General features: G+C 42.4%; 22 protein-coding genes. 12 read left to right on the top strand and 10 right to left on the bottom strand.

What is annotated here, in order from left to right; translation table 11 throughout:
• Positions 1-45: 45 nt before the first annotated feature.
• The 4 genes from CMAQ_RS04420 to CMAQ_RS04405 all read left to right on the top strand — a co-directional run bounded on the left by CMAQ_RS04420 (position 46) and on the right by CMAQ_RS04405 (position 3,971).
• A complete protein-coding gene (locus CMAQ_RS04420; RefSeq protein WP_012185921.1) occupies positions 46-1,497 on the top strand; it encodes an NCS2 family permease in 1,452 nt (483 codons plus the stop codon).
• Between the two features lie 154 nt (positions 1,498-1,651).
• Positions 1,652-1,912 (top strand): U6 snRNA-associated Sm-like protein LSm6, encoded by a 261-nt coding sequence (locus CMAQ_RS04415; RefSeq protein ID WP_012185920.1) that lies wholly within the window; start codon positions 1,652-1,654, stop codon positions 1,910-1,912.
• Between the two features lie 6 nt (positions 1,913-1,918).
• Positions 1,919-3,145: a methionine adenosyltransferase gene (locus CMAQ_RS04410; RefSeq protein WP_012185919.1), complete on the top strand. Its 1,227-nt coding sequence runs from the start codon at positions 1,919-1,921 to the stop codon at positions 3,143-3,145.
• Between the two features lie 118 nt (positions 3,146-3,263).
• Positions 3,264-3,971, top strand: a complete 708-nt coding sequence (locus CMAQ_RS04405; protein WP_012185918.1) for a class I SAM-dependent methyltransferase — start codon at positions 3,264-3,266, stop codon at positions 3,969-3,971.
• A gap of 327 nt (positions 3,972-4,298) precedes the next feature.
• Here the strand turns inward: CMAQ_RS04405 and CMAQ_RS04400 are convergent, their stop codons facing one another.
• Positions 4,299-6,218, bottom strand: a complete 1,920-nt coding sequence (locus CMAQ_RS04400; protein WP_012185917.1) for a DUF460 domain-containing protein — start codon at positions 6,216-6,218, stop codon at positions 4,299-4,301.
• A gap of 163 nt (positions 6,219-6,381) precedes the next feature.
• Between CMAQ_RS04400 and CMAQ_RS04395 the strand changes: the two genes are divergently transcribed.
• Positions 6,382-6,720, top strand: a complete 339-nt coding sequence (locus CMAQ_RS04395; RefSeq protein ID WP_012185916.1) for a hypothetical protein — start codon at positions 6,382-6,384, stop codon at positions 6,718-6,720.
• Between the two features lie 344 nt (positions 6,721-7,064).
• Positions 7,065-7,520 carry a hypothetical protein gene (locus tag CMAQ_RS04390; RefSeq protein WP_012185915.1) on the top strand — a complete coding sequence of 152 codons (456 nt, stop codon included), beginning with the start codon at positions 7,065-7,067 and terminating at the stop codon, positions 7,518-7,520.
• Here CMAQ_RS04390 and CMAQ_RS04385 read toward each other — a convergent pair.
• The 4 genes from CMAQ_RS04385 to CMAQ_RS04370 form a co-directional block, all read right to left on the bottom strand.
• On the bottom strand, positions 7,492-8,409 hold the full coding sequence (locus CMAQ_RS04385) for a hypothetical protein (RefSeq protein WP_012185914.1): 918 nt from the start codon (positions 8,407-8,409) through the stop codon (positions 7,492-7,494). The genes CMAQ_RS04390 and CMAQ_RS04385 overlap by 29 nt on opposite strands.
• 134 nt (positions 8,410-8,543) lie before the next feature.
• Positions 8,544-9,644, bottom strand: a complete 1,101-nt coding sequence (locus tag CMAQ_RS04380) for an MFS transporter (RefSeq protein ID WP_012185913.1) — start codon at positions 9,642-9,644, stop codon at positions 8,544-8,546.
• Positions 9,645-10,001: 357 nt separating this feature from the next.
• Entirely contained in the window at positions 10,002-10,286 is a 285-nt protein-coding gene (locus CMAQ_RS04375; RefSeq protein WP_012185912.1) for a sulfurtransferase TusA family protein, read from the bottom strand.
• Between the two features lie 255 nt (positions 10,287-10,541).
• Entirely contained in the window at positions 10,542-11,072 is a 531-nt protein-coding gene (locus tag CMAQ_RS04370) for a winged helix-turn-helix transcriptional regulator (protein WP_012185911.1), read from the bottom strand.
• A gap of 170 nt (positions 11,073-11,242) precedes the next feature.
• Here CMAQ_RS04370 and CMAQ_RS04365 point away from each other — a divergent pair, with 170 nt between their 5' ends.
• Positions 11,243-11,587 carry a TusE/DsrC/DsvC family sulfur relay protein gene (locus CMAQ_RS04365; protein WP_012185910.1) on the top strand — a complete coding sequence of 115 codons (345 nt, stop codon included), beginning with the start codon at positions 11,243-11,245 and terminating at the stop codon, positions 11,585-11,587.
• Between the two features lie 167 nt (positions 11,588-11,754).
• A complete protein-coding gene (locus tag CMAQ_RS04360) occupies positions 11,755-12,294 on the top strand; it encodes an NUDIX hydrolase (protein WP_012185909.1) in 540 nt (179 codons plus the stop codon).
• On the opposite strand, the gene dsrB is transcribed toward CMAQ_RS04360, so the two are convergent.
• Positions 12,291-13,523: a dissimilatory-type sulfite reductase subunit beta gene (dsrB, locus tag CMAQ_RS04355; protein ID WP_012185908.1), complete on the bottom strand. Its 1,233-nt coding sequence runs from the start codon at positions 13,521-13,523 to the stop codon at positions 12,291-12,293. The two genes, CMAQ_RS04360 and dsrB, sit on opposite strands and share 4 nt — an antisense overlap.
• A gap of 66 nt (positions 13,524-13,589) precedes the next feature.
• Between dsrB and CMAQ_RS04350 the strand changes: the two genes are divergently transcribed.
• Genes CMAQ_RS04350 through CMAQ_RS04340 form a run of 3 tightly spaced genes read left to right on the top strand, consistent with a single transcriptional unit; the run spans position 13,590 to position 17,147 of the window.
• A complete protein-coding gene (locus CMAQ_RS04350) occupies positions 13,590-14,882 on the top strand; it encodes a hydrogensulfite reductase (RefSeq protein WP_012185907.1) in 1,293 nt (430 codons plus the stop codon).
• Between the two features lie 5 nt (positions 14,883-14,887).
• Positions 14,888-15,673 carry a respiratory nitrate reductase subunit gamma gene (locus tag CMAQ_RS04345; RefSeq protein ID WP_012185906.1) on the top strand — a complete coding sequence of 262 codons (786 nt, stop codon included), beginning with the start codon at positions 14,888-14,890 and terminating at the stop codon, positions 15,671-15,673.
• Entirely contained in the window at positions 15,666-17,147 is a 1,482-nt protein-coding gene (locus CMAQ_RS04340; protein WP_012185905.1) for a (Fe-S)-binding protein, read from the top strand. Before CMAQ_RS04345 ends, CMAQ_RS04340 begins: the two co-directional genes overlap by 8 nt.
• On the opposite strand, the gene CMAQ_RS04335 is transcribed toward CMAQ_RS04340, so the two are convergent.
• The gene (locus tag CMAQ_RS04335; protein WP_012185904.1) at positions 17,144-17,755 is read right to left on the bottom strand and encodes an alpha/beta hydrolase family protein; all 612 of its coding nucleotides are present in this window, start codon (positions 17,753-17,755) and stop codon (positions 17,144-17,146) included. The two genes, CMAQ_RS04340 and CMAQ_RS04335, sit on opposite strands and share 4 nt — an antisense overlap.
• A gap of 238 nt (positions 17,756-17,993) precedes the next feature.
• Between CMAQ_RS04335 and CMAQ_RS04330 the strand changes: the two genes are divergently transcribed.
• Complete coding sequence (locus CMAQ_RS04330; RefSeq protein ID WP_156769830.1) at positions 17,994-19,292, top strand: MFS transporter; 1,299 nt, start codon at positions 17,994-17,996, stop codon at positions 19,290-19,292.
• Positions 19,293-19,335: 43 nt separating this feature from the next.
• Here the strand turns inward: CMAQ_RS04330 and CMAQ_RS04325 are convergent, their stop codons facing one another.
• The 3 genes from CMAQ_RS04325 to CMAQ_RS04315 all read right to left on the bottom strand — a co-directional run bounded on the left by CMAQ_RS04325 (position 19,336) and on the right by CMAQ_RS04315 (position 22,991).
• Entirely contained in the window at positions 19,336-20,649 is a 1,314-nt protein-coding gene (locus CMAQ_RS04325) for a hypothetical protein (protein WP_012185902.1), read from the bottom strand.
• Between the two features lie 44 nt (positions 20,650-20,693).
• Complete coding sequence (locus CMAQ_RS04320) at positions 20,694-21,884, bottom strand: glycoside hydrolase family 12 protein (RefSeq protein ID WP_048062668.1); 1,191 nt, start codon at positions 21,882-21,884, stop codon at positions 20,694-20,696.
• 114 nt (positions 21,885-21,998) lie between these two features.
• Positions 21,999-22,991, bottom strand: coding sequence for a 2-hydroxyacid dehydrogenase (locus tag CMAQ_RS04315; protein ID WP_048062667.1), 993 nt, complete (start codon positions 22,989-22,991; stop codon positions 21,999-22,001).
• Between the last annotated feature and the right edge of the window lie 51 nt (positions 22,992-23,042).

Raw genomic sequence — 23,042 nt, 5'->3', positions numbered from 1 at the left:
GTTCATTTAGGGAGAATTTAAAAAACGCATCAATAACGCCTCAACGTGAGCTTAAGATACTTCAATATAACTGAAAGGGGGAGTAATGTTAGGAGGGAGGTTTTAGCTGGGTTAACAACGTTTCTATCAATGGCATACATACTTATTGTTAACCCATCAATATTAACAGCAGGCTTCGAGATTGCGTTAAGTGCCGCAACCCACACCTCAGTATCAGTTGTTGAGGCAACTTACGCTGGTTTAATATTTAATGTTAAGTTAAGCTTCACGGTGGCGACAGCCTTAGCGGCGGCTATAGCTACGTTAATCATGGGGCTTTACGCCAACATGCCCTTTGGCCTGGCTCCAGGCATGGGTGAGAACTCTTTCATAGCGTTCTCAGTAATACCACTATTCACTGAAATACTGGTTAATAGGGGGCATGTGGTGGGCGTTAACGCTGCGCTCCTAGGGGTATACTTAGCGTTAATCTCTGTTCTCTTCAATGGGATTCTATTCCTAGTATTCTCTATTGGTAAACTTAGGGAAGCCATAATAAATTCTATTCCTGAGAGGCTTAGATTAGGTATAGCGATAGGGATTGGCTTATTCATAGCTTTCATAGGCTTCTCATCAGCTGGAATAGTAACTGCAGGGATACCTGGTGCAACACCTGTACAGTTGAACACGAAGGCTTTTTCACAGTTACCGCTATACCTGGCTTTAGTAGGTTTCATATTAGCCGCCACCCTATATGCTCTAAGGGTTACTGGGAGTTTCCTAATCTCAATAGTGGTGATATCTATAGTGGGTGCTGCCTTAGGCTACATTAGGCCTGAGGCTTTTTTAATAACTAAAATGCCTTTAACAACCTCGATAATCAATGGTATTCCTAACTCATTTTACCTATACTTCTCATTATTCGGCTTAGGCTTTCCCATAGCCTTCTCATTATTCATAGTGGACTTCTTCGACGGCATAGGTACCATAACTGGGCTTTCTATTAAGGCTAACTTAGTTAAGGATGGGAGAATAGTAAACATTAATAGGGCATTAGTAAGTGATTCACTGGCGTCGATAATTGCACCATTCATAGGTACATCAACCACAGTAGTTTATATTGAAAGCTCAACGGGCATAGAATCTGGTGGTAGAACTGGGTTAACTGCACTTACCACGGCCTTAATGCTACTGGTTTCAATACCATTCGCACCACTTATCGCATCAATACCCTCCTTTGCAACCGCAGGGGTACTGATAATGGTGGGTTTACTGTTCCTCTCAATGGCCTCTGACCTTAAGTTGAGTGACGACTTAAGTGAAGTTATACCGGCTTTCCTAGCTATAATATCAATACCCTTCACCTACAGTATAACTACAGGCATTGGTTTAGCTATCTTGACTTACGTGGCATTAAAGATACTGATGGGTAAGTATAGGGAAGTTACATGGGGCATGTGGCTTGTAGCTGCATTATTCATAGTGTACTTTACATTAGTGGCAACCATTGGTGTTTAAATCCTTAAATAATAACCATAAGCCTCACCTCCTCAGACCTAAGACAGTGATTCATAAGTATACAGTATGCGTAAGCTTCCTCATAATGCAGATTAACAGAGATGAGTTAAGAGTAGGCGTAATATTTTTATATAGTACCAATGAAATGGGCTGAATGCAGGAGAAAACAGAGGTTAATAGTGTACAGCCTTTAAGGGCTTTAGGCATGATGGTTAATAAGAGCGTGGTTGTTAAGCTTAAGGCAGGTAGAGTTCTCAGTGGTACTTTAAGATTCATAGACCAATGCATGAACATAGTGCTTGATGATGCGGAGGAGTTAGACACTAGGACTAATCAAGTGATTGTTAGGTATGGTAAAGTACTAATAAGGGGGAATCAAGTACTCTACGTATCCGTAAGGAATGAATTAGAGTGACCCAATATGGCCAGGAACATAGTAGTCTCAGGGATAAGGAGACCTCCAACTGAGGATTTACCGGTTGAGTTAGTTGAGAGGAAGGGGTTAGGTCACCCTGACTACATTGCTGACTCAATATCCGAGTACGTTAGTAGGGAGTTATCGAAATACTACATGGAGAACTTCGGCACAATACTCCATCATAATGTTGATAAGGTTCTAGTAATTGGAGGCAACGCCCAGGTTAAATTCGGTGGAGGAGAGATAATAGAACCAATTAGGATAATTGTATCCGGTAGAGCGACCACTGAGGTTAAGTCAAGTACAGGGGTGGTTAAGGTACCCATAGGTAGTATTATTCTATCAGCGGCGAGGAAATTCATAATAGATAACTTCCGATTCCTTAACCCGGATCAACACCTCGTAATAGATTATAAGGTTGGGCAAGGGTCAGTTGACTTAGTTGGCGTCTATGAACTTGGAGTATCCAGTGGAGGGGTGCCGCTTGCAAATGATACATCCATAGGGGTTGGTTTCGCACCATTAACAGTAACAGAGAGGCTCGTCTACGAGACTGAGAGACTACTTAACTCAAGGGAGTTTAAGGCAAGGTACCCTGAGGTGGGTGAGGATGTTAAGGTAATGGGCCTTAGGAGGGGTAGGAAGATAACGCTCACAGTTGCCTCGGCCTTAGTTTCAAGGCTCATTAAGGATAAGGACCATTACATAAGTGTTAAGGAGGATGTTGTGAACGCTATCTACGATAATGCGGTTAAACTGGCTAATGGATATGAGGTGGAGGTTCACTTAAACACCGCTGATAATCCTGAACATGGGATATACTACCTCACGTACACCGGTACCTCTGCTGAGCATGGGGATGATGGAATGACCGGTAGGGGTAATAGGGCTAATGGGTTAATAACACCAATGAGGCCAATGTCCATGGAGGCTACCGCAGGCAAGAACCCAGTATCACACATAGGTAAAATATACTACGTGTTAGCCAACATGATAGCTAAGCGTATTCACGATGAGGTTAAGGGTACTAGGGAGGTCTACGTATACTTACTAAGCCAAATAGGTAAACCCATTGATAACCCACTGATAGCTAACGTTGAAATAATAACTAATGAGGGTGAAGTAACCAGTGAAATGAAGAGGGAAGCCGAGGCTATAACTGATGAGGAGATTAGTAGGGTAACAAGGTTAACAAGCATGTTCGTTAAGGGTGAAATAACACCATTCTAAGCCAAGGTAGGTCAGCCTTTTAAATTAATACCGTAATTTTCTAAATCAACATAATGCCAATGATCTTAAGCCACTGGGGAGTAATCCTTATAAATAAGTTATCTTATATCAATAACCAATGAATAACATGAATCCCACATTTCAAGCAAGTAAGTATGATTCATGGTTCCTAAGTAACGTGAACATCCTTGAATCTGAAGTCTTATTAATTAAGCATATGCTTGAACCTAATCCAGGTAAGGTGCTCAGCATCGGCTGTGGTTCAGGTTTATTTGAGTATATTTTAAGAACTAGGTACGGGTTGATTATTCAGGATTGCGTTGAGCCATCTGAGGATATGGCTAAGGTGGCTGAGTATAGGGGGTTGAATGTTAGGATTGGGAGTGCTGAGGAATTACCGTTTAATGATGGGGTGTTTGATACTGTTCTTCTTAATGGAGTACTTGACTACGTTAATGATGATGCCAAGGCAATTAAGGAGGCGTATAGGGTACTTAAGCCAGGTGGTCATGTAGTAGTGGCTGATGTTATAGCTGAGGGTGCTTACGGCATTCTCTATAAGTTAGCTGAGGTATTAGGTGACTGGAGTAACCCGTATATTTCACGAATCAAACCCCCGAACCCCTATCCAATAGAGTATGTTAAGCAGGCTAAGTGGCATACCGTTGATGAATTAATGAACCTAGTTAAGGGTGCAGGTTTCATTATAGTTAAGACTATGCAAACCTTAACTAGGCACCCGAAGTACTCTAATAATGAGGTTGAATACCCGATTGATGGTTATGATAAGGGGGATTACGTTGCAATAAAGGGTTGGAAACCCTAACTTGATTAGCTAAACTTAACGCATGCTTCTTCCTTTTCGCGTAAATCCTTTGGCATTAACTTAATCGCCCACTGGCTTCACTTAAGTAAGCCCTCACTGATCATAGTCAACTCAAAATCACCACCCTGCGGATAAGGAAAGTAAGTCTTGGAACCTAAGGCTGAGTGACTAATAATCTAAGATAAATATTATCATCATGAAGACTGAATTCTTCCTATACCAGGCCCTTAGGATACAGGCTAAAGAACATGCCTTATTCAGTAAACTGAATGCCATCGCATTACTTACCCATGCTACTGATGGTTCATCATAGAGAATTAGTAGGGTTTACTGAATCCTTTTTCTTCCGATCTTATACTCGTTAATTAAATTCTCAAGTGTATCGTAATCCACCTCACTCAGCACACTCTTTAACTCATTTACGTATTCACTTAACTTATTCATGTCAATTACCTTAATATTATCGTTTACATCCAGGGCTAGTACCTTAGGTAATGGTACTGCTGTTATACCCATTTTAAATAATTGCCTAATGGCCCTTGAACCAGCTTCATCCATTGTTATCACTATGCCTGACCATCCCTTACTTAAATCCACCAATGATGCTATGTCCTGGAATCTCATTATGGGTAAGTAACCCCTACTGATTACTTGGTTTAACTCACCGGTATTATTAACCCTCACCGCGAAGGCGTAATTATTGTTGAATAATGCTTCAGCAATAATGGACTTCACATTGTTTAAAATATCGTTAAGCTCCTTAATTCTCTTAGTTTCAAGCTCAATTCTACTTTCCAGTAGCCTAACCTTTGATGCAAGGGATTGGTCAGGTGGACTGTATTTAAGGGTATAGAGCCTGTTGACTTCATCCTTAAGCCTAATGTTCTCATCCTCAAGCCTACTAATCTTCTCCTCCAGTAGCTTAACGTAGTCCTTAAGCTCCTTAACCTCATCCGCGCATTTACACTCCTGCTGCTGATTCCTAACAATAACCTCAGTCTTACACTCCTGGTTAATGCTCCTACTGAGTACTCTAGATAACGCATCCCTTATTGGTAATCCCTTAACCACAAGCTCCTTAACCTCGTCTGAGTTAACCTGTATTGGTAATTCATTCAATATTTCATCAATCTTATTGAACTTATCAACATAATTAATGAATGCCTTATAGGCTGCAGCTAAGGCATCTCTCTCATGCGGTGTCTTCACCTTTACATTATCCTTCTCGGATAGTTTAAGCGCAATATTAGCCTTCTCAACAATCTGCATATCCCTCTCAGGGTGATATAGAACTGCACCTATCATTGATGAGAGCTTCTTAACGTAATCAGAGGGCTTCGAGACATCTGTAGCAACTACTATTGGTGTACCGTACTCGTAGACTAGGCTTAACACCCTCCTCCTACTCATGTTCCTACCACTGAATAGGGCAAGCACTTTACCGTCAAGGCTCATTAAGGCTAAGCCAGTTACTATACCTGGATCAACACCCACTATTAGCCTAGTCTTAGACTTTGGGGAAGCCTCAACGTAACTTGAATTCGGTGAGAGGAACTTAATGCTACTGCTTATTATCTGCTCCAAAGTCACCTTAACATCCATTGATTTAATGGGCTTCACGAATCTTCTAACAATGGATTTATCAGCATACACAATTATTAACGCTGACCTAACACCCTCACTATCCCTGTGGTAAAACACGTCGTAATCCAGGTTAGCCTTATTGAGGGATTCAGTAATATTCTTAACAATTTGCCTAACCCTAATTGCAATATTCCTCTCAAACCTCCTCCTACTCTGCCCGCCCTGTCTTGTTGATATTAATGCCTTAACAATTATCTTGGTTTCATTCTCGAAAAGCTTAACCGTGGAGCCAATACCCCTTAAGGCAAGCTCAGCAGTGTATTTCGCGGTCTCCTCTGGTGTTAATAAGCCAACGTTAATCCCAAGGTACTTCCTAACTAAATCCTCCATCTTAACCTCGGAACCATCAGGTAATCTGGTGACTTGAATTACCTGAGGAACACTGGGTAATTTACTCATCCTCTTCAGGAAACGGCCACCTAACTCTAAAATCTCCCTAATATTATCAACAGCAACTAGGGATGGCTTATACCTCTTAATAACCCTAATTAACTCATCTGGGTTAGCTACACCATCAGCAGTAATAGCTCCATCACTATTCATAACTATGTAGGAGAAGTTACCACCAGGCCTAATATCAATACCCAGTACTCTAGAGGACACGTTGAAGCACTGAAAAGGGGTATTAATTCTTTATTCTTAGGCTAACTCATAGTAAGCCACTGGGCATGATCCTAGTTAACACACATATTTCGTTTCCCATAATCACTTAGGGGTGGGTAATAATGAGGAATGCTTATATATTCCTTAAGGGGAACCGCAAAACATGTCCAGTGGTTCCAGTAATTTAACTAAGTTTTATGAAATAATGAGGAAGCTGGATGAGGCAATATCCGATGTTGAGAAGGTTAGGGAACAGGTGAAGAGTGAGCTTGACTCATACTTAAGGCAAGTTGAGGATGATTTACGTAAAACTCTTAATGATGAGATTAGTAAATTAGTTAATGAGTATAAGTTGAATGCAGAGTTAAGTGTAAAAAAGGAGGTGGATGAGTATGTGCATAAACATAGAAGTGTAATTGAGTTTATTAGAAATAATAGAGATAGGATTATCAATGAGGCCTCAAGCAGAGTGCTTAAGGAACTTGGGTTTGCCACAGCTTAAGTGAACGATGCTTAATTCAGGTTGCTGCCATATATCTGGTCAATGCTTTTCATTGTTTAACCATAATCCCATAGTCTCCTAATCCATAAATCCGTAATGAACATTACCGTGAAGCCTCTTAAACATTACATGAAAGCCCCAACACTCATGAAAAGCAATAACCCCTAGCCTTACCACACTCCCATAAACCATAGATAGGTAACAATTTCAGTGATTGGCTCGTAATGAATTTAAAAACGCCAGTAAGCGGCTTTAATAAGTGATGAGGCTTCAGCGGGAGATTGATGATCTTAGGGTCAGTGGCTGAAAATTTAAACCCCCAGTTGAGTTAAGTCTCTGGTTAAATGCTAAGGGTAGAGTATTATAAGAGTCAGGATGAGGCGATAAATAGGCTTAAGGAGATTGCTGATGATGCAGCCAATATGATTACTAAAATAAATACAACCATAGAGTACATTAAGTCTAATGAGGCAAGAACCATTAGTCAAGGTGTATTAACCATTAAATCGTACAATGTTCTCGACCAGAAGGGGAGGGAGTTATATAGGTTGCTTTACATAGGGATTATGGGTAATGTTGATTATGAGTCATTAAATCAATTAAGGCACTACTACGTAACGTTAAGTGAGTCATTAAATTCACTGATGACGTCAATGAGTAGAATGAATATTAATGGTCATTTAATCATAATTTACCTGGATGAAGTGCCAATAATGATAATACATAGCCTTAGTGAAAGCACGTTAAGTGACTTAATTAATTTAATTAATCCTAAGCAGAACTCAACCTCTGGTTCCTAATTACCACAGCCTCCTGGTAACCCCTAATTATACTGTATACGCCTAATGCACCAACAACCACAACCACCAGTAGGAAGCCAATACCCACGGCATCCAAGTTGGGTATTGGTAAGCCGGTGGATATTGCCCATGAGTCTATTGATGGAAATAGCATTATTAGTAAGCCAGCAAGCACGAAAACCCACCCACCATAGTAAAGCACCCTGCCGGCAGCCCTCCTGCCAATAATCTTAATCTCATCCTCATTAAACTTCTTAACCCTAAGAATATTACCGAACACTGCACCGAATATAATCTGCATGATCATTGTTCCAACACCAAACATTACTCCAGGTAATGGGGCGTATATTAACCCAGGAACCTGGGGAGCTAGTATGAATGTGATTATGCTTGCATAAGCCCCAAAACCAAAGCCTGCTATTAAACCATGAACTATAGTCATCTTTAATGGTATATCCCTTTCATGAACCTCATGCAGCGGTAACCTACTAGCCTTATTAGTATGATGCGCCCTACCACCAAGCGCTACATCAATGGGTAGGTGCAGGTACCTGCCCTTTAGTATATATGAGCCGGCAATAGCCATCACTAAGCCAACAATTATGTAGACTGGGCCATCTAGGTTATACCTCTGGTAAAAGTAGGCTAATCCAATGTAACCCAGTGTCGTCAGTAAAGCCCTCTGTATAGTGAAGCCTAGGGAGAATAGGAAGCCAGCCGCCATACCACCCTTAGTGCTATACTTCCCTATTGCGTAACTGAAGGTTATTGGCCAAGTATGCTCATCTGGGGTTGCACCATGCATCATACCCAGTAGGAGACTGATGAACAGTATTTCCGATAACCCTAATCCAGTTGGTGGGTTTAAGAGTAGTTGGAGTATATTCATATCTTTCGGGTTACCCTAATTGATTTATAAACCTTTCGGGTTAACCGAATAATCTCTGGGAGTAGAGTAAGGTTAACGCTTAGGGTATGTGCAATGACCTAGGTGATTACTAGATCGTAAATAGTTAATACCCATTAAAGCATGTAAAGGATTATTAATGATACTAGAGGTCCCAATGCCAGGCTTAGGATACCGAATACTGGGCGTACGCTTATTGCAATACCCACGAATATTGGAGCCACCATGGAGCCAACTTGAGACACTGCATTTGCGTAACCTGTGGATGTACCAGCGTTTTCATTACCCATGATCCTTATTATCAGTACATCAGTTGGTGGCCTATAGAGGAATGAGCTTATACCCAACACCAGGAAGATGGGGAAGAAGAGTAGCGTAACCTTAATTAGGGTCACTGCCAGTAAGTCGCAGATTATGAAGGCTATTAGTGAGATCTCGATTACCCTCCTCTCACCGATTAATTTAGGCAATACTGATGCTAGGAATATGGAGACTAATTGCCCAAGGGAGTAGGTGAAGAAGAATAATTCTGATAACATTCCATTAATTCCATTGTATAGAATCAGGAATGGCAGGAGCCAACTAGATGTTCCCCATGTTCCCCATAATTCCCCTGCCCTTATCACCACAGCCTTCGCTACCCTTAGGTTCATTAGTACTTTCCTAGGTCTTGCGTCTTTGCTGCCACTTACCTTGAGGCCTATTGAGGATAATGACGCTATAAGCAATGCAAAGAATACTACTAGGTAAAAGATCCTCCAGTGGGTGATTATTAATGGAGAGGCTACGCTTAGTGCAATCAAGGCTATTGGCGCCGCACTCTCCAGTAATGCAACCCTACCATGCACTCTCTCCTGGGTTGAGTAACTGGCTATCTTCATTGCCGATGGGAATAAACCAGCGGTTAGGAAACCAGCCGCTAGGTAAAGGAGTAGGATTTGCGTGAAGTTACCTGCTAGGAAAAGCGCTAGGATCACGATACTGGAAAAAGTTCCTGAAATAAGTATTGACTTACCTGGCCCAACCTTATCAATGAATACTCCCCAGGGTATTGAGGAGACTACGTAACCAATGTAAAACAGAGTTAGGACGAGCCCAATCTGCACAGAGCTAAGCCTCAGTAACTCAGCCACAGCCACACTAACAACCCCCCAACCTAACCTCACGGTTAATTGCAGGAATGTTACACTCCATGCAATGATGAAGCCTCGATCCATTAATCACCCATAGGTGAATCATTTATTAAATTAATCCCTAAATCACCCAAAGCAAGACCTTACATAAACCTAACCTGCAATAACGTATACTTACCTTAACTTGTGAAGCACTTTGGTTTAATGCCTCACCTTTACTTCCTGCTAAGGCTTCATTCTTCACTATGATGGTACTCTTACGAATGGATTTAATACCATTCACTTTAATTACATTACTTAAATATAATACTGGGACTCAGTTTAATGAATAATTTAAGGTAATCAATAATGCATGATAACTGTACCGCCGGTGAATAACCATAAATGTAGGTTAATTAAAGTAAGTTAACATGAATAAGTGAAGGTTTAAAGTTTAATAGCTTAAAGTGAAGGTTTAGTTGATTCATTGTTTTTTCTAAGCCTTATAACCCAGTATTCATTAACCTGCATTATATCCAGGACGCTGCAGTTCAGTTTACCTGCAACTAATGGTATTGTTTGACAAGATGCGGGGTAATCCACTAAAATATCAATCACCGCACCATCTTCCACGGACTTGATAACCTTCGCGGTGTAGAGTTGAGGGTATGGGCAGATTAAACCCCTTAAATCCACCACATACTTATCATTAACTTTACTTAACTTACCACTTAACACTGTACTCATACCGCTTACTGGTTAATGCATCCTTATTTATAGGATCATGAGGTATGCATATTCTACACAATCTCAATTATAGATTAATTTAAGCGGCTCATTCGGCATGTCACTCATCAATCATCAGATACCCCAGGACACTATCACAGCCAACTAATCCTGAAAACACCCTCCTAATTAATCTTACTAAACATAACCCTTAAGGAGTAGGCCATGTGGTAGAATCCCTAGGTGGTTGATTTAGGCTTTTAGGCTATGAGATAATTAGGAGGACATTAACTGGTACCTTATTAGGCTTATTATTGATCTATCAATGTTAGCAGTACCTTTCAACACCATGTAGAGTAAATCACTTGGATTCCTAATATTAGTTACTTCCTTAGCGGATACTGAGGATCCCGCTACCTTAAGTATCTTAAGTAATTCATTTATGTTACTTATACCTAAGTCGCTCATTATTCTAAGTAGCTTAAATGCAACATACTCCTTATCTAGACAGGACTTGGCTAGGCATATTATAAGCCCCAGTACAGTGGCGCTGTAGCTATTGCACTTACCATTCTTAGATATGGTTATTACACCTTTACTACTTAACTTCCTGGTTTTCTTAAAAACAGTACTGAAGGCTAACCCAGTTACCCTTGATAACCTGTAGAGTGTTATACCGTTATTCTCCACTACAGCCTTTAGGATGCTTGACTCCTGCTCATCTAAGTAGGGTACTACCCTACCCCATAATGCGGCTACTTCATTCAATTCCTCCCTATAATCATCAGTTACATTCACGCTACCCATAAGCTTAGTACTACATTACTTGCCTTAAAGATTATTCACGTTAATTTCCCCATTCTAAGTGATATTTTAAGTATTTATAAGCACTCAAGTTTAAAAAAGAAACCCTCATAAAAGGCCACATAAGGCTTCACAATAGTTAAGGATTAATTATTAACCATACTGAAACACTCATGTCCCTCAAGTACATGGAGGTAGGCGGAAGGAAGATTGAGCTAGATGAGGATGGTTTCCTAAAGGATCCATCAACATGGAATGAGGAAGTGGCTAAAATACTATGCAGGGAGGAGTGCCGTGACCCAGATACTGGGCAAATGGGCGTTATGAAGGATGAGCATTGGAAGGTTGTTAAGTACTTAAGACAATACTGGGAGAGATTCGGCATGTGCCCACCAATAAGGATGCTCGTTAAGGAAACGGGAATACCGCTTCAGAGGATATATCAATTATTCCCAAATGGGCCAGCTAAGGGAGCTTGTAGGGTTGCTGGTGCACCCAAACCCACTGGTTGCGTGTAAAATCAAAGTGACATTATTTACCTGCCTTAAAGGAAACTTCTATACCGAAGGTCCTTGGTGAAAGGCTTAAAACCCTAGATTTATTTTATAACTAACCTATAATCCACACTAGCCCCAGTAAGTCACGGTAAAGTGTTTAAATGAGTGCTTAGGTCAAAGCATAAATTATGGCCTCTAGCATACTTAAGCCAAGTAATGGGGAAGCATGGGCGGCGGTTGCTGTAATATTGAAGGAGTGCCCAGACGCCATGGTACTGGTGGGTAAGAGAGTTATGAATCCAAGGGATCCATGGAGCGGGGACGCTGCCTTACCTGGTGGGCATTATGAGACTAGTGATGGGGATTTACTTAACACTGCGATTAGGGAAACCATGGAGGAGACGGGGATAGATTTAAGGAAGGTAGGTAGAGTGGTGACTGTACTTAATGTTGAGCACCCAAGGAATATGCCTAACCTTAACGTCTTACCCATAGTGTTTAAGGTTGACTGCAATGTTGATGTAGTTAACACGGCTAGTGGTGAATTCGAGTACCTTAAGTGGATTAAGTTAAGTGAATTACCTAACGCAGACAAGGTTACTGTGGTTAAGGGTAACGCCAGAAAGGCCATAATTCTAGGGGACATGATTATATGGGGTATGACTAGGAGAATACTGTGTAGGCTCTACAACATGTATAAGGGAGAGGGGAATACTATGAGGAATTAGATTTTACTGGCGTACTCCCTGAATAGGTAGGCGTAGGTCTCTGTTAACCTCCTCCTGTAGAGGGGTTGATACAATGGTCCAGGCTTCTCCGAGAACCTTAAGTACTTCCTAACGTCAGGAAGCCCGGTTAACTCAAAGAACTTATCCCAACCAATCCTGCTTATCCAGTCCCCAATACGCTCACCCTTATTGGCATTAACAACCCAAGTATCCACAATCCTCTTAACAACCTTAACTAAGGTCGGCCACCTCGGTGGTTCACTCGGTATGTACGGGACCACTATCCTACTCATTAATTGACCATTAGGCCCAGTATTAGATGCCTTACCACCCACAAGCACCATTACCCCAGTCTTCTTGGGATCGTAAACAATGGCATCCACAGTATCACGGCATCTACCACAGGCTATACATAATTCAGGCCTAATTACTATGCCATATGCCTTACCTGTTGATGGATCCCTCTTAGGGGTTATTGCACCAACCGGGCACGCTGCAGTTACATCTAATGGTGATCCAATGCTTGAGAACCACTTATCATCAACCATGGGTGTTTGAGCAGGGTAACCCACCACTGCGACATCGGCAACATCAATAGCGCCACCGCAGGCGTTTGGACAGCCTGAAACCTTTATTGATAAGTGGGCTGGAGTCTCCTTCTCATAAACATACTCCACTAATGCGTCTCCAAGTGCCTTAGCTATGCTTGGTGCATCAATAACAGCCGTGGTACAGGTTAAGTAGGCTGTGCATGGTTGAATATTCCACAGGTGATTCCCCCATCCACCTACTAGGAAGCCATTCTTCCTAAGCTCCTCCTCAAGCTTCCTAGCCCTCTCCTCCTCATCAGTAAGTATCTCAACATTACCCTGTGGCGTAGGTCTAATTACACCAATACCGTACATGTCGGCTAAGTCGCAAAGCTTTTCAAGGGTATCTGCACTAAACCTTGAGTTTGGGGGTCCAATAACCTTAACTGAGTAAACCTCCTCACCCGTTTCTGAAACATGCTTAACTATGGCTGGGGTTATTAACTCAGTCTTAACCCACTTACCCATGTTCCTAAGCAGTGTCTCGGGGACATAATTAGTGTATGGTATTGGGGCAAGCTTCTCAGGGTGATTAACTGGTGTTAAGTCACCGCTCCTGAAGGCTAACTTATGAACCACAATCCTTATCCTGGTCCTCTGATCCGCAGTATCACCCATGCTTGAGGTGTTTGCAGGCATTTATATTAGAATTATTTCACATTTAATGAGGAATAAGGGTTTTTAAACAAAGTTAAAGTACCTCATATGGCCTCTGAAGAACTGCCGATAGATCCATCATTATGGCCTGAACCACCACCTAAGGAGAAGGTTGAGGAATACTTAGCCGAATTAGAGAAGGGGCCATGGCCAAGCCACGTCACTGAACTCAAGAAGACGAAGTACCCAGTCTACATATACGGCATGGGGCTTGTGGCCGGTGTAACCCCATGGGCCACAAGTGCAGCTAAGGCCCCTGGAATATACTCAGGTGTACTCTCTAGGATGAGCCACCCATGGACTAGGATAAATCCACCTATTTTCGAGGATCACGCACGTGTCCTAATCCCATCAGCCCAAGTCTTCACAACAACATTACTTAGATTCCTAATTGAGGCATCCAGAAGATACGGCTGGGGTTTAATGCAGTTCATAGGAGGGACAGGTGATGTAGTGCTAAACGTAGTTAGGGAGAAGTTAATTGAATTAGATGTATTCCTAAGGAGAATAGGCTTAGACATAGGTGGTTCAGGTGATGTAATGAGGAACACAGTATCATGCCCAGGACCATTACTATGCCCCTACGCAATATACGACACGTTGAAGGCCAGAGACTTCACTTATAGTTGTCTAATAGACTGGGCAACCTACCCTCAATTCCCGTATAAGATAAAGTTCAAGTACTCAGGCTGCCCAATAGACTGCCTTAAGGCTCAAGCCAGGGCAGACTACGTGGTGATTGGTACATGGAGAGGCGCACCCGATATTGATAATGAGAGACTGAAGCAGTGGATTGAGGAAGGTGGAGATGTTGAGGAATTGGTTAAATCATGCCCCACTGGCGCCATTAGTTGGGATGGATCGAGATTAAACATTGATGGATCAAAGTGCGTTAAATGCATGGAATGCATTAGGAGGACTTACCCAGCCATTAAGCCCGGCAGGGAGAAGGGGTTAACTGTACTGGTGGGTGGTACCATTAAGAGTAGGACTGGGCCTAAGTTAGCCAAGGTACTGATACCATTCATACCCCTGCCTAGCCCCGATAAACTAGAGGAGGCTTTAATGACCATGTTCCAAGTAATTAGGGATAGGATTGTACCTAAGTGGGATGAGGAGGGTTGGAGGAGGGAGAGGATTGGGGATACATTGATAAGGGTGACTTGGCACCGCTTCCTAAGTGACTTCGCTAAGTTTGACCCAGACTTAGCCGCTAAGATAACTAAGGCTAAGCCAACTGAACCATACTACACCTACGGCATAACGTTCTTCAACATGAGTGAGGAACAGAAGAAAAAGTACCTTGAGGATTTGGAGAAGGCAATGGAGTCATGGCAGTGACTTAAATGTACAATGCGGTAACGTACTCCTTATACTTCATACTACCATACGTATCATTAATAGTACTAGTATGCGGTGTATCGTATAGGATTGCCCTATGGATTAATGCCGGTAAGGGTCCACTTGGGCTTTACCTAGGTTTATACAGGCTTGTGATTAGGCCAAGGCAGGAAAGCTTCCTTGGTTCGGTTAAACATATTTTAGCCAGAATGTTCACATACTACACGATACTAGGCACTAGCTACCGTAGGGATTACTCAACCTGGCTTGGCGTACTTCTATTTCACTGGGGAATATTCCTACTAATCGCCTTCCACCTACACCTATGGTTACCTGAATTAATGGTCCCTGAAGAATTAATGTTCATCCTAGGAACCACCGTGGGTGCATTAACGCTTGCAGCAGGCGTATTCCTACTTGTGAGGAGGATTAGGGTTCAGAGGATTTATAGGGTCTTCATTAATTACCTTGATGATTACGTGGCGATCTCATGGGTCATAGCAATAGTGGTGCTTGGGTTAGCTCTTAGATTAACCGCACCCTCCTCATTATTTAATGAAGCCACTAAGTGGGCTCTTGGCTTAGTATCATTCAAATACATCCCCCCACCCAGTAACCTACTCTTCTACGCGCATGTGCTTGCAGTGGAACTATTCATGATGTATATCCCCTTCGCTAAGATGATTCACCCATTCTCAATGCCCGTTAACCCAGCCCTTTATGGTAAGTTTGAAGACGTTAATGAAGTTGAGGAGAGGGTTACGGGAATCTGGGGTGGTAGTCATGGTTAATGTTAAAGTTAAGTATAAGGGTGAGGACAAGGATATACTGGAGACTAGCCCACGCTACAGTGAGTGGGTTAAGGAGTTCAGTAAAGGTAGTGGTCACTTGAAGGCTAGGGTTGAGGCTGATGAAGGTACATTAGGTACAATAGAGATGAATAAATTAACTAAGGTTAAGCCTAATTTAAGTGATAGGAAACTCTACTTCATTAATAGGATAGGGGAATTAGCAAGGAGTAGTAGGGCTTTTAGAAACTACATGGAGTCATGCACCCACTGTGGCTTCTGTATAGATAAATGCCAAATGTGGCTGGCCACAAGGGACCCCAATAATAGCCCCGTTGGTAGGGCTGACTTAATTAGAAACATATACAGGAGGATGCGTAAATTAACCTTTGGCCTAGTGGATAAGTTGAGTGATGAGGAGGAATTAAAGCGGTTAATGGATAGTGTTGACTTGGATAAGATATGGACCTACTACTACCAGTGCACTGAATGCAGGAGATGCGCGTACTTCTGTCCCTTTGGCATTGATCAAGCTGAGATAACTAGGTCTATTAGGCAAATATTCGTTGAAATGGGTATGATGCCCCCCTTCATAGCTAAGACAATGGAGTGTGTTTATAAGACTGGCAATAACATGTGTATTACTAAGGATGCAGCACTTAATGTAATAGACTTCACTGTTAGTGAGATAAGTGAGCAGACTGGTAGGAAAATGGAGGGGGTGGTGGATAAGGATAAGGCTGATGTACTCTACATACCATCATCCACCGACTTCTTCACTAACATTGGTACGTTAAAGGGGGCTATAGCAGTAATGACTGAGCTTGGTCTTAATTGGACAATGGACTCCCAGGCCCTTGAGGTGGGTAACTTCGGGCTCTTTGAGGATGAATACCACTTAAGGAGGTTTGGGGATAATATTGTTAATGCGGCCTTGAGGAGGAAGGCTAAGGTAGTTGTATTCGGGGAATGTGGACATGGGTGGAGAGCCTTTAAGAACTACGTAGTCCCCAGGCTTGCTGAACATGGCATTAATGGAATCTCCATAACGCAGTTAACGGCATGGGCTCTTAAGAAGGGTAAATTGAAGATAAGCAATAAGGTTGATGCAGTGGTGACTTACCATGACCCATGTAACCTAGCCAGGGCAGGGGACTTAATTGAGGAACCCAGGGAGATACTTAAGTCAACTGTTAAGGAATTTAGGGAGAGGGAGCATAATAGGGAGAGAACCCTATGCTGTGGGGCTGGTGGCGGGTTACTGCTTGATGAATTAATGCCCCTAAGGGTTTGGGCAGGTTGGCCATCGGTGTACGATGCCTACCGCACTGGGGCACAGTACATGGTTGCGCCCTGTAGTATTGATAAGGCCCAGTTCCCTCTAGTGATAGAGTATCATAAGGTTCCCTTGAAGTTCAGGGGTGTGTCTGATTTCGTCTACGCCGCCCTATATGGTATTGACATAGATTCCGTTTAAGAAGTTAGGCATTGATTAATGTTACTCTTAATGAAGTCCTCAATCACCTTAACATGCTGAGACCTGGGGGTATGCCCCATACCCTCTATTGTTAATTCAATAACCTTAAACCCATACTCACTGGCCTTCCTCTTAAGTAGCTCAAGGTGCTCGGCAGGCACTATATCATCAGCATTACCCCTAATGTATATTACTGGCGGGTATTCACTATTAATGTACCTGATTGGTGAAGACTCCTCAAGATCCTTCATACTTAACCTAGCCACTATATCATTATACAACGCCCTCCTCACGGATCCCTCCTCCCCCTTCTCAAGCCACTTTAATTGAAGAACCCTATCAACCGGTGCCGCAACAGCAATAACACACTTAACCTTCTTAGGGTACTTGGCGGCTAATAGTAAAGCCACGGTACCACCCATGGAGTGGCCACCTGTGATTACTGGGTCTTTCTCATTCTCAATAATCCTGGATCCAATTAAGACTCCATCAGCAACCTCATCTATTTTAGGTGCCTCAACCCTGAATCCCATGTTCCTAAAGGGCCTAGTTAACCAGTTTATCTTCTCTGGGCTTGAACCCTTACCGTGGAATAGTAGGGCAAGCATTAAGGCTAAGGTTAGTTTTGGCTTGATTTAAAACCTTCCTTAAGTGCTCATTCGTGCTCAATTATGATGCCTTAATACTGTATTGATTTTAGTAAGTTACTCATTCATTAAGTACCTTACTAATAATGCAGCTTTATCACTAATGCTCTTGAATTCACGTAAATTAATCAATTACCTTAAACTATCATTAAGTGTAATATTGGGTAAAACTTTAATATTTACACACCTCCTATTTTATATGAGTAGTGAGCTTAAGGTAAGTGAGATAAACGTTAGGGCGTTGTTAGGTGGTACAATAGGTTGGATGGTTGATGTATTTGATTTAACACTCATACTCTTCATAGCCTCAATAATTGGGGGAGCCTTCTTCCCTAAAACTAACCCCACTGCTCAATTACTCTACGTATTCGCCTCATACTCCTTAACCCTCCTAGCCAGACCACTGGGTGGTATTGTGTTCGGCCATGTTGCGGATAGGGTTGGTAGGAGGATTACAATGTTAATAACCCTAATCGGCCTCGGTGTATTCTCAGCATTAACGGGGGCATTACCGACGTATGCCCAAGTGGGCTTAATCGCAACTGCCTTATTCGTAACCCTTAGGCTAATTGTTGGAATATTCGTTGGTGGTGAGGTCTCAGGCTCACACTTAATAGCGGTGGAGAGTTCATCACCCCGGTTTAGGGGATTGGTTAGTGGTGTTATTGAAAGCGGCTACTACTGGGGTTACGCGTTAGCGGCATTAACATTCGCACTGCTTAGGGACTACTTTGGAACAAGTAATTTCGTGGCCTTCGGCTGGAGGTACGCCTTCCTAGTAGGTCTCGTGGTTGCTCTCATTGGGGTTATCCTTAGGTTGACTGTTGATGACCCTGAAATCTATAAGAGGGCTAAGGCAACAGGCAATATAGCGAAGATACCCATAGCTGAGTTATTTAAAGCCAGTACCAGGGATGCCTTAGTGGCCCTACTCCTATTAGCTGGAATCTTCTGGGTGGCGTACGCGACGCTGGGCTTCCTACCAACATACCTCACAAGTTTCATGAAGCTACCACTTAATGAAGCGTTCTGGGGGTTAGCGTATGCATCCTTAATAGGTGGTGTATTAACCATAGCCGGTGGTGTGTTAAGCAATTACACTGGGAGGAGGAGGGCCTTCCTAGTACTCATAGTGGTAGGCATAGTGTTAGCGTATCCATTAACCATTGCGCTTAAACTAGGCTACACCTCACTCATAATCTCAGCCGGTGTATTAACAAGCGTAATAGGTACTGGTGGTGTTATGCTGGCTTACTTGGCTGAATTATTCCCAACAAGATTCAGGGGAAGTGCCGTTGGCTTCCTATGGAATATGGCTAGTATTGGAGCCACTGGGGCCTTATTAACCTCCCAGTACTGGTTAAAGACCTTCGGTGTGGTAAATGGTTACGTAGTACTGCTGATAATTGGATACGTAATTGGGTTAATTGGCGTGGCAATAACTAGGGATAATACTGGAATCGAATTAGATAAGGTTAAGGAAAGCCTTAGGGAATGAATCATAAGCCAATAAATTAGGCACACTGGATTTAAACCCTCCCTTATAATATTCTCCTCACAGCCACTAAAGCCACAGCCACCACTATTACTATCACCAGGACCACCCATACCACAGCCTCATTAATGGCCTGCCTAATGATAGTTACCGTTGATGTTACTGTGGTTAACTTGGTTAACGTAGTAACCAGTGTTGTTGTGGATGAAGTGGTTTCAATTAATGTAGAGGTCTCGGTTACCAGTGATGTTGAAGTAACTAGAGTGGGTGAAGTAACGGTTGTAGTTACCGTTGCAGTTACTGTGGTTGTTGTAGTAGTGGTACTGGTGGCTTGTGTAAGGCCGGGTATTAACACTGATGCCTCATAAAGTCTCCAGGCTATTACACCCCATCCAGGGTAGTTAACCCATTGGTTATTACCGTATTCACTGCCTAAGGTTATTACATCCATCCATAGTTTACTCACCTCACCCTGAGAGGACCAGAGGCTTGGGCAGATTTCTGGAAAAACCTTAACCATGTACTGTAGGAATGGTTTAAGTGATATGCTTACGTAACCATTCTTAAAGCCACCATTAAGGGGGACGAAGGCTATGTAGGTCCAGTAGGTGCTATCATAACCATGGTAACAGTCAACATGAATATCAAATGTTTCATTAATAAGCGAACCATTAACAGTAACAGGAATATTAACCTTAATCCCAGTGTCAGCCCATGAGAACACAGGCGTCGTAGTGTATAGCCAAATCATTAACTCAGCACCATGGTTTAAGCTAGCTGATGGTGCTGGTGATGTGGTTAACCAGATGTCGTACGACCAATCCATTGGCTCATCATCAGGAATCCACATGGAGTAGTTCAACGCTATTAACCTATTGGAGTATGATCCATTAACTAAATCATTGACTGTTAAGGGTAATGGAAGCAGGGGATTACGTATATTCACTTGACCACCTGGAAACACACCGACAAGGTATATGCCAGGGTAACCCCAAACACCGCCACTTGGGCTTATTAAAGTCACATTCCCTATCATTGAGCTGAAGCATATTTCCCCAGTGGCGTTATTGAAGGTTAAGGTTTCATTACCATAACCTATACTGGCCAGATTCCACATATTGATTTGAAGCAAATACTCCAAGTCACCATACTTAACCACGGTCCATGGACCGGGTGGACCATATGAGACAATCATGTTGCCTGATGGTAATAATGGCTGAGTAGTAATCATTAGGACAACACTGGAATTCAATGGACACTGAGGCACTGTTGGCATTGAGTAACCCAAGGTTAATGGTATACTTAGGATTAAGACTAATCCCACGAGTATTGATAAATGGGAGTACTTTAACCGATACATGACTCAAATATGGTTCACTATTTTTAAATTTCTCTCATTATGCTTTAGCATAACCTGACCCTAATACCACGACGCGCGAACGCCAGTGCAATTACTACTGCAATAATAATCAACAGCACGATTATTGTTGCAGTATAGTAAACTGGTATTACCGTCTTAACTATGCTTGTGGTTAAGGTTTGCGTAACCGTAGATGTTGAGACGCTTGTAGCCGTTACGGTTGATGTTAATGTACTAGTGGTGGTTACAGTACTGGTTGTTGCTAAAATGCTGGTGACGGTCATTGTTGATGTAACAGTCGTAGTATACGTAACAGTTACGGTTCCCTGCGATTCTAAGGGTACTTTAATTAAGTATGCTTTATATATTACCCAGTTTAAGGTTATGTTGTATGTTGAGGGATTACCCCATTCTGAACCAAACTCAATACCATTAAGGTACTTGGACTCTAGGTATGTGTAATTCCAGTAACTTGGATACAGTGTAACCAGGTAATTCACGGCCAGTTGCAGGAACTTGGTTACATTAACCCCAACTAAACCCCTTGGTATTGGGTTAGTGGGCCTAAATGAGACTATTGCATGGGTACCTGGCTCAATCTGTGGACTACCTATCCATACTTCAAAGGTTTCATTAACCAAGGATCCATTAACCCAAATGGGAACAGTTACATTAGCCACGGGGAATCCAGCGGGCTGCTGTAAGTGATAGTACAACCAAATCATTACCTCCACGTCACCAGGCTGAGGTCCATTGGTTAAGTTGGGGCTTGTGGTTAACCAAAGGTCATAGGCCCAGTCAAATATGGCCACTTGGGGTGAGTAGCTTATTAGTGAGTAGTTTATGAAGGATAAGAGTGAACCAAGCTCAGTTAACTTAACTGGGAAATTGAAGCCCCCTGCCTCACTGGTTAGGGTTCCCCACGGCTTATAACCATAAATGAACTCGGAGTAGGCTGCAACACCCACCTGCTGATTTAGGTAAACCTTAGTGAAGTTTACGTGAATGTATAATGCACCCTGGCTAGCATCATAAACCATTGACGCGTAGCCACTTGATGATGCTGTATTCAGGTTCCATAAGTTTGGGGTTATGTTAATGTAACCGAGAGATATCATTGGATACGTGTTGCGTGGAGTAGCAGTAACAGTAACAGTGGTTGTAATCCCATTTTCAAGTATTAGCGTTAACTCTAGGGTATTACTTGGATTAAGTGGGCTTGAGTGAGCAACCATAAGTGTAATAGGATTAATGCTGCAATTAATGGAATAATCCACGTACGTGATTTCCCCGGCATTAATTAGGGGCTATTTCCAGTGTAAATAAGTATTATTCTTACCTGTTTGATGTTAAGACATATTTGCTTGATATACTGGTTTAGTATTCTTCAATAGTACGTTTATTACGTTAAGTGCCGTTACTTCAGCCATCTTATTCCTAGTCTCCACGGTGGCTGATGCAATATGTGGAGTTAGTATAACGTTATTGAGTTTAATTAACTCATGTGTATTAGGTATTGGCTCCTCCTCATATACGTCCAATGCTGCTCCTGCAATCCAGCCTTCTTTAAGTGCCTTAACAAGGGCGTTAGTGTCAACAACAGCACCCCTGGCTACGTTTACTAGGTATGATGTGTTTTTCATTAGTCTTAATCTCTCCTCATTAACAATATGGTACGTTTCCTTACTAAGTGCTACCGTTAATACGAGATAGTCGCTTTGTCTGAATAATTCATTAAGGTCCACATACCTTAAGCCTAAGGCGACCTCAATCCAAGGCTTCCTTGTCCTTGACCAATATATGACATTCATGTTGAATGCCTTAGCCCTCCTAGCCACTGCAGCACCTATGTTACCAAGACCCAGTATACCAAGGGTTTTTCCCCAAACCTCTGTACCGAGGAATTCACCCCACACCTTATACGCCTCACCACTCCTAACAAGCCTATCACCCTCTATTACCCTGCGGGCTAAGGTTATTATTAAGCCTATAGCCAAGTCAGCCACAGCCTCAACTAATACTTCAGGTGTGTAGCCAACTGGTATACCTCTCCTTGTGGCTGCATCAAGGTCTATGTGATCGTAACCAACACTATACGTGGCTATTACCTTAACCTTGGCGTTACTTAACACGTAATCATCAACCCTATCACCAATAGTAACAACCAATGCATCACACCTTGAGGCAGCATCCCTCAACACATCCCTCGGCGGTGCCGCTGCCCTATCCCACATCCCATGACCCTTATTATCCCAGACCTCGAGATCAAAACCCGCATTTCTTAAGGTGTCATAGAGTAGTTTAGGGAAAGTCGACCTAGTTAAATACACGCAGTAACCCATAAGGGTCTATTAGGCATCACTTTTTATGCTTTAAACCCTAAAGAATCCAGT

The organism is Caldivirga maquilingensis IC-167, from assembly GCF_000018305.1.
Classification (GTDB): Archaea; Thermoproteota; Thermoprotei; order Thermoproteales; family Thermocladiaceae; genus Caldivirga; species Caldivirga maquilingensis.
The sequence above is the reverse complement of the archived record's forward strand: the minus strand, read 5'-3'. Positions and strand labels throughout refer to the sequence as shown.

What these genes read in the sequence shown, in the direction of transcription:
- CMAQ_RS04415 (WP_012185920.1), top strand. Translation starts at nt 1,652, where the DNA reads ATGCAGGAGAAAACAGAGGTTAATAGTGTACAGCCTTTAAGGGCTTTA.
- CMAQ_RS04385 (WP_012185914.1), bottom strand. Translation starts at nt 8,409, where the DNA reads ATGAATATACTCCAACTACTCTTAAACCCACCAACTGGATTAGGGTTA.
- CMAQ_RS04410 (WP_012185919.1), top strand. Translation starts at nt 1,919, where the DNA reads ATGGCCAGGAACATAGTAGTCTCAGGGATAAGGAGACCTCCAACTGAG.
- CMAQ_RS04325 (WP_012185902.1), bottom strand. Translation starts at nt 20,649, where the DNA reads ATGTATCGGTTAAAGTACTCCCATTTATCAATACTCGTGGGATTAGTC.
- CMAQ_RS04395 (WP_012185916.1), top strand. Translation starts at nt 6,382, where the DNA reads ATGTCCAGTGGTTCCAGTAATTTAACTAAGTTTTATGAAATAATGAGG.
- CMAQ_RS04350 (WP_012185907.1), top strand. Translation starts at nt 13,590, where the DNA reads ATGGCCTCTGAAGAACTGCCGATAGATCCATCATTATGGCCTGAACCA.
- CMAQ_RS04390 (WP_012185915.1), top strand. Translation starts at nt 7,065, where the DNA reads ATGCTAAGGGTAGAGTATTATAAGAGTCAGGATGAGGCGATAAATAGG.
- CMAQ_RS04370 (WP_012185911.1), bottom strand. Translation starts at nt 11,072, where the DNA reads ATGGGTAGCGTGAATGTAACTGATGATTATAGGGAGGAATTGAATGAA.
- dsrB (WP_012185908.1), bottom strand. Translation starts at nt 13,523, where the DNA reads ATGCCTGCAAACACCTCAAGCATGGGTGATACTGCGGATCAGAGGACC.
- CMAQ_RS04320 (WP_048062668.1), bottom strand. Translation starts at nt 21,884, where the DNA reads ATGGTTGCTCACTCAAGCCCACTTAATCCAAGTAATACCCTAGAGTTA.
- CMAQ_RS04340 (WP_012185905.1), top strand. Translation starts at nt 15,666, where the DNA reads ATGGTTAATGTTAAAGTTAAGTATAAGGGTGAGGACAAGGATATACTG.
- CMAQ_RS04375 (WP_012185912.1), bottom strand. Translation starts at nt 10,286, where the DNA reads ATGAGTACAGTGTTAAGTGGTAAGTTAAGTAAAGTTAATGATAAGTAT.
- CMAQ_RS04345 (WP_012185906.1), top strand. Translation starts at nt 14,888, where the DNA reads ATGTACAATGCGGTAACGTACTCCTTATACTTCATACTACCATACGTA.
- CMAQ_RS04315 (WP_048062667.1), bottom strand. Translation starts at nt 22,991, where the DNA reads ATGGGTTACTGCGTGTATTTAACTAGGTCGACTTTCCCTAAACTACTC.
- CMAQ_RS04365 (WP_012185910.1), top strand. Translation starts at nt 11,243, where the DNA reads ATGTCCCTCAAGTACATGGAGGTAGGCGGAAGGAAGATTGAGCTAGAT.
- CMAQ_RS04405 (WP_012185918.1), top strand. Translation starts at nt 3,264, where the DNA reads ATGAATAACATGAATCCCACATTTCAAGCAAGTAAGTATGATTCATGG.
- CMAQ_RS04330 (WP_156769830.1), top strand. Translation starts at nt 17,994, where the DNA reads ATGAGTAGTGAGCTTAAGGTAAGTGAGATAAACGTTAGGGCGTTGTTA.
- CMAQ_RS04380 (WP_012185913.1), bottom strand. Translation starts at nt 9,644, where the DNA reads ATGGATCGAGGCTTCATCATTGCATGGAGTGTAACATTCCTGCAATTA.
- CMAQ_RS04360 (WP_012185909.1), top strand. Translation starts at nt 11,755, where the DNA reads ATGGCCTCTAGCATACTTAAGCCAAGTAATGGGGAAGCATGGGCGGCG.
- CMAQ_RS04335 (WP_012185904.1), bottom strand. Translation starts at nt 17,755, where the DNA reads ATGCTTGCCCTACTATTCCACGGTAAGGGTTCAAGCCCAGAGAAGATA.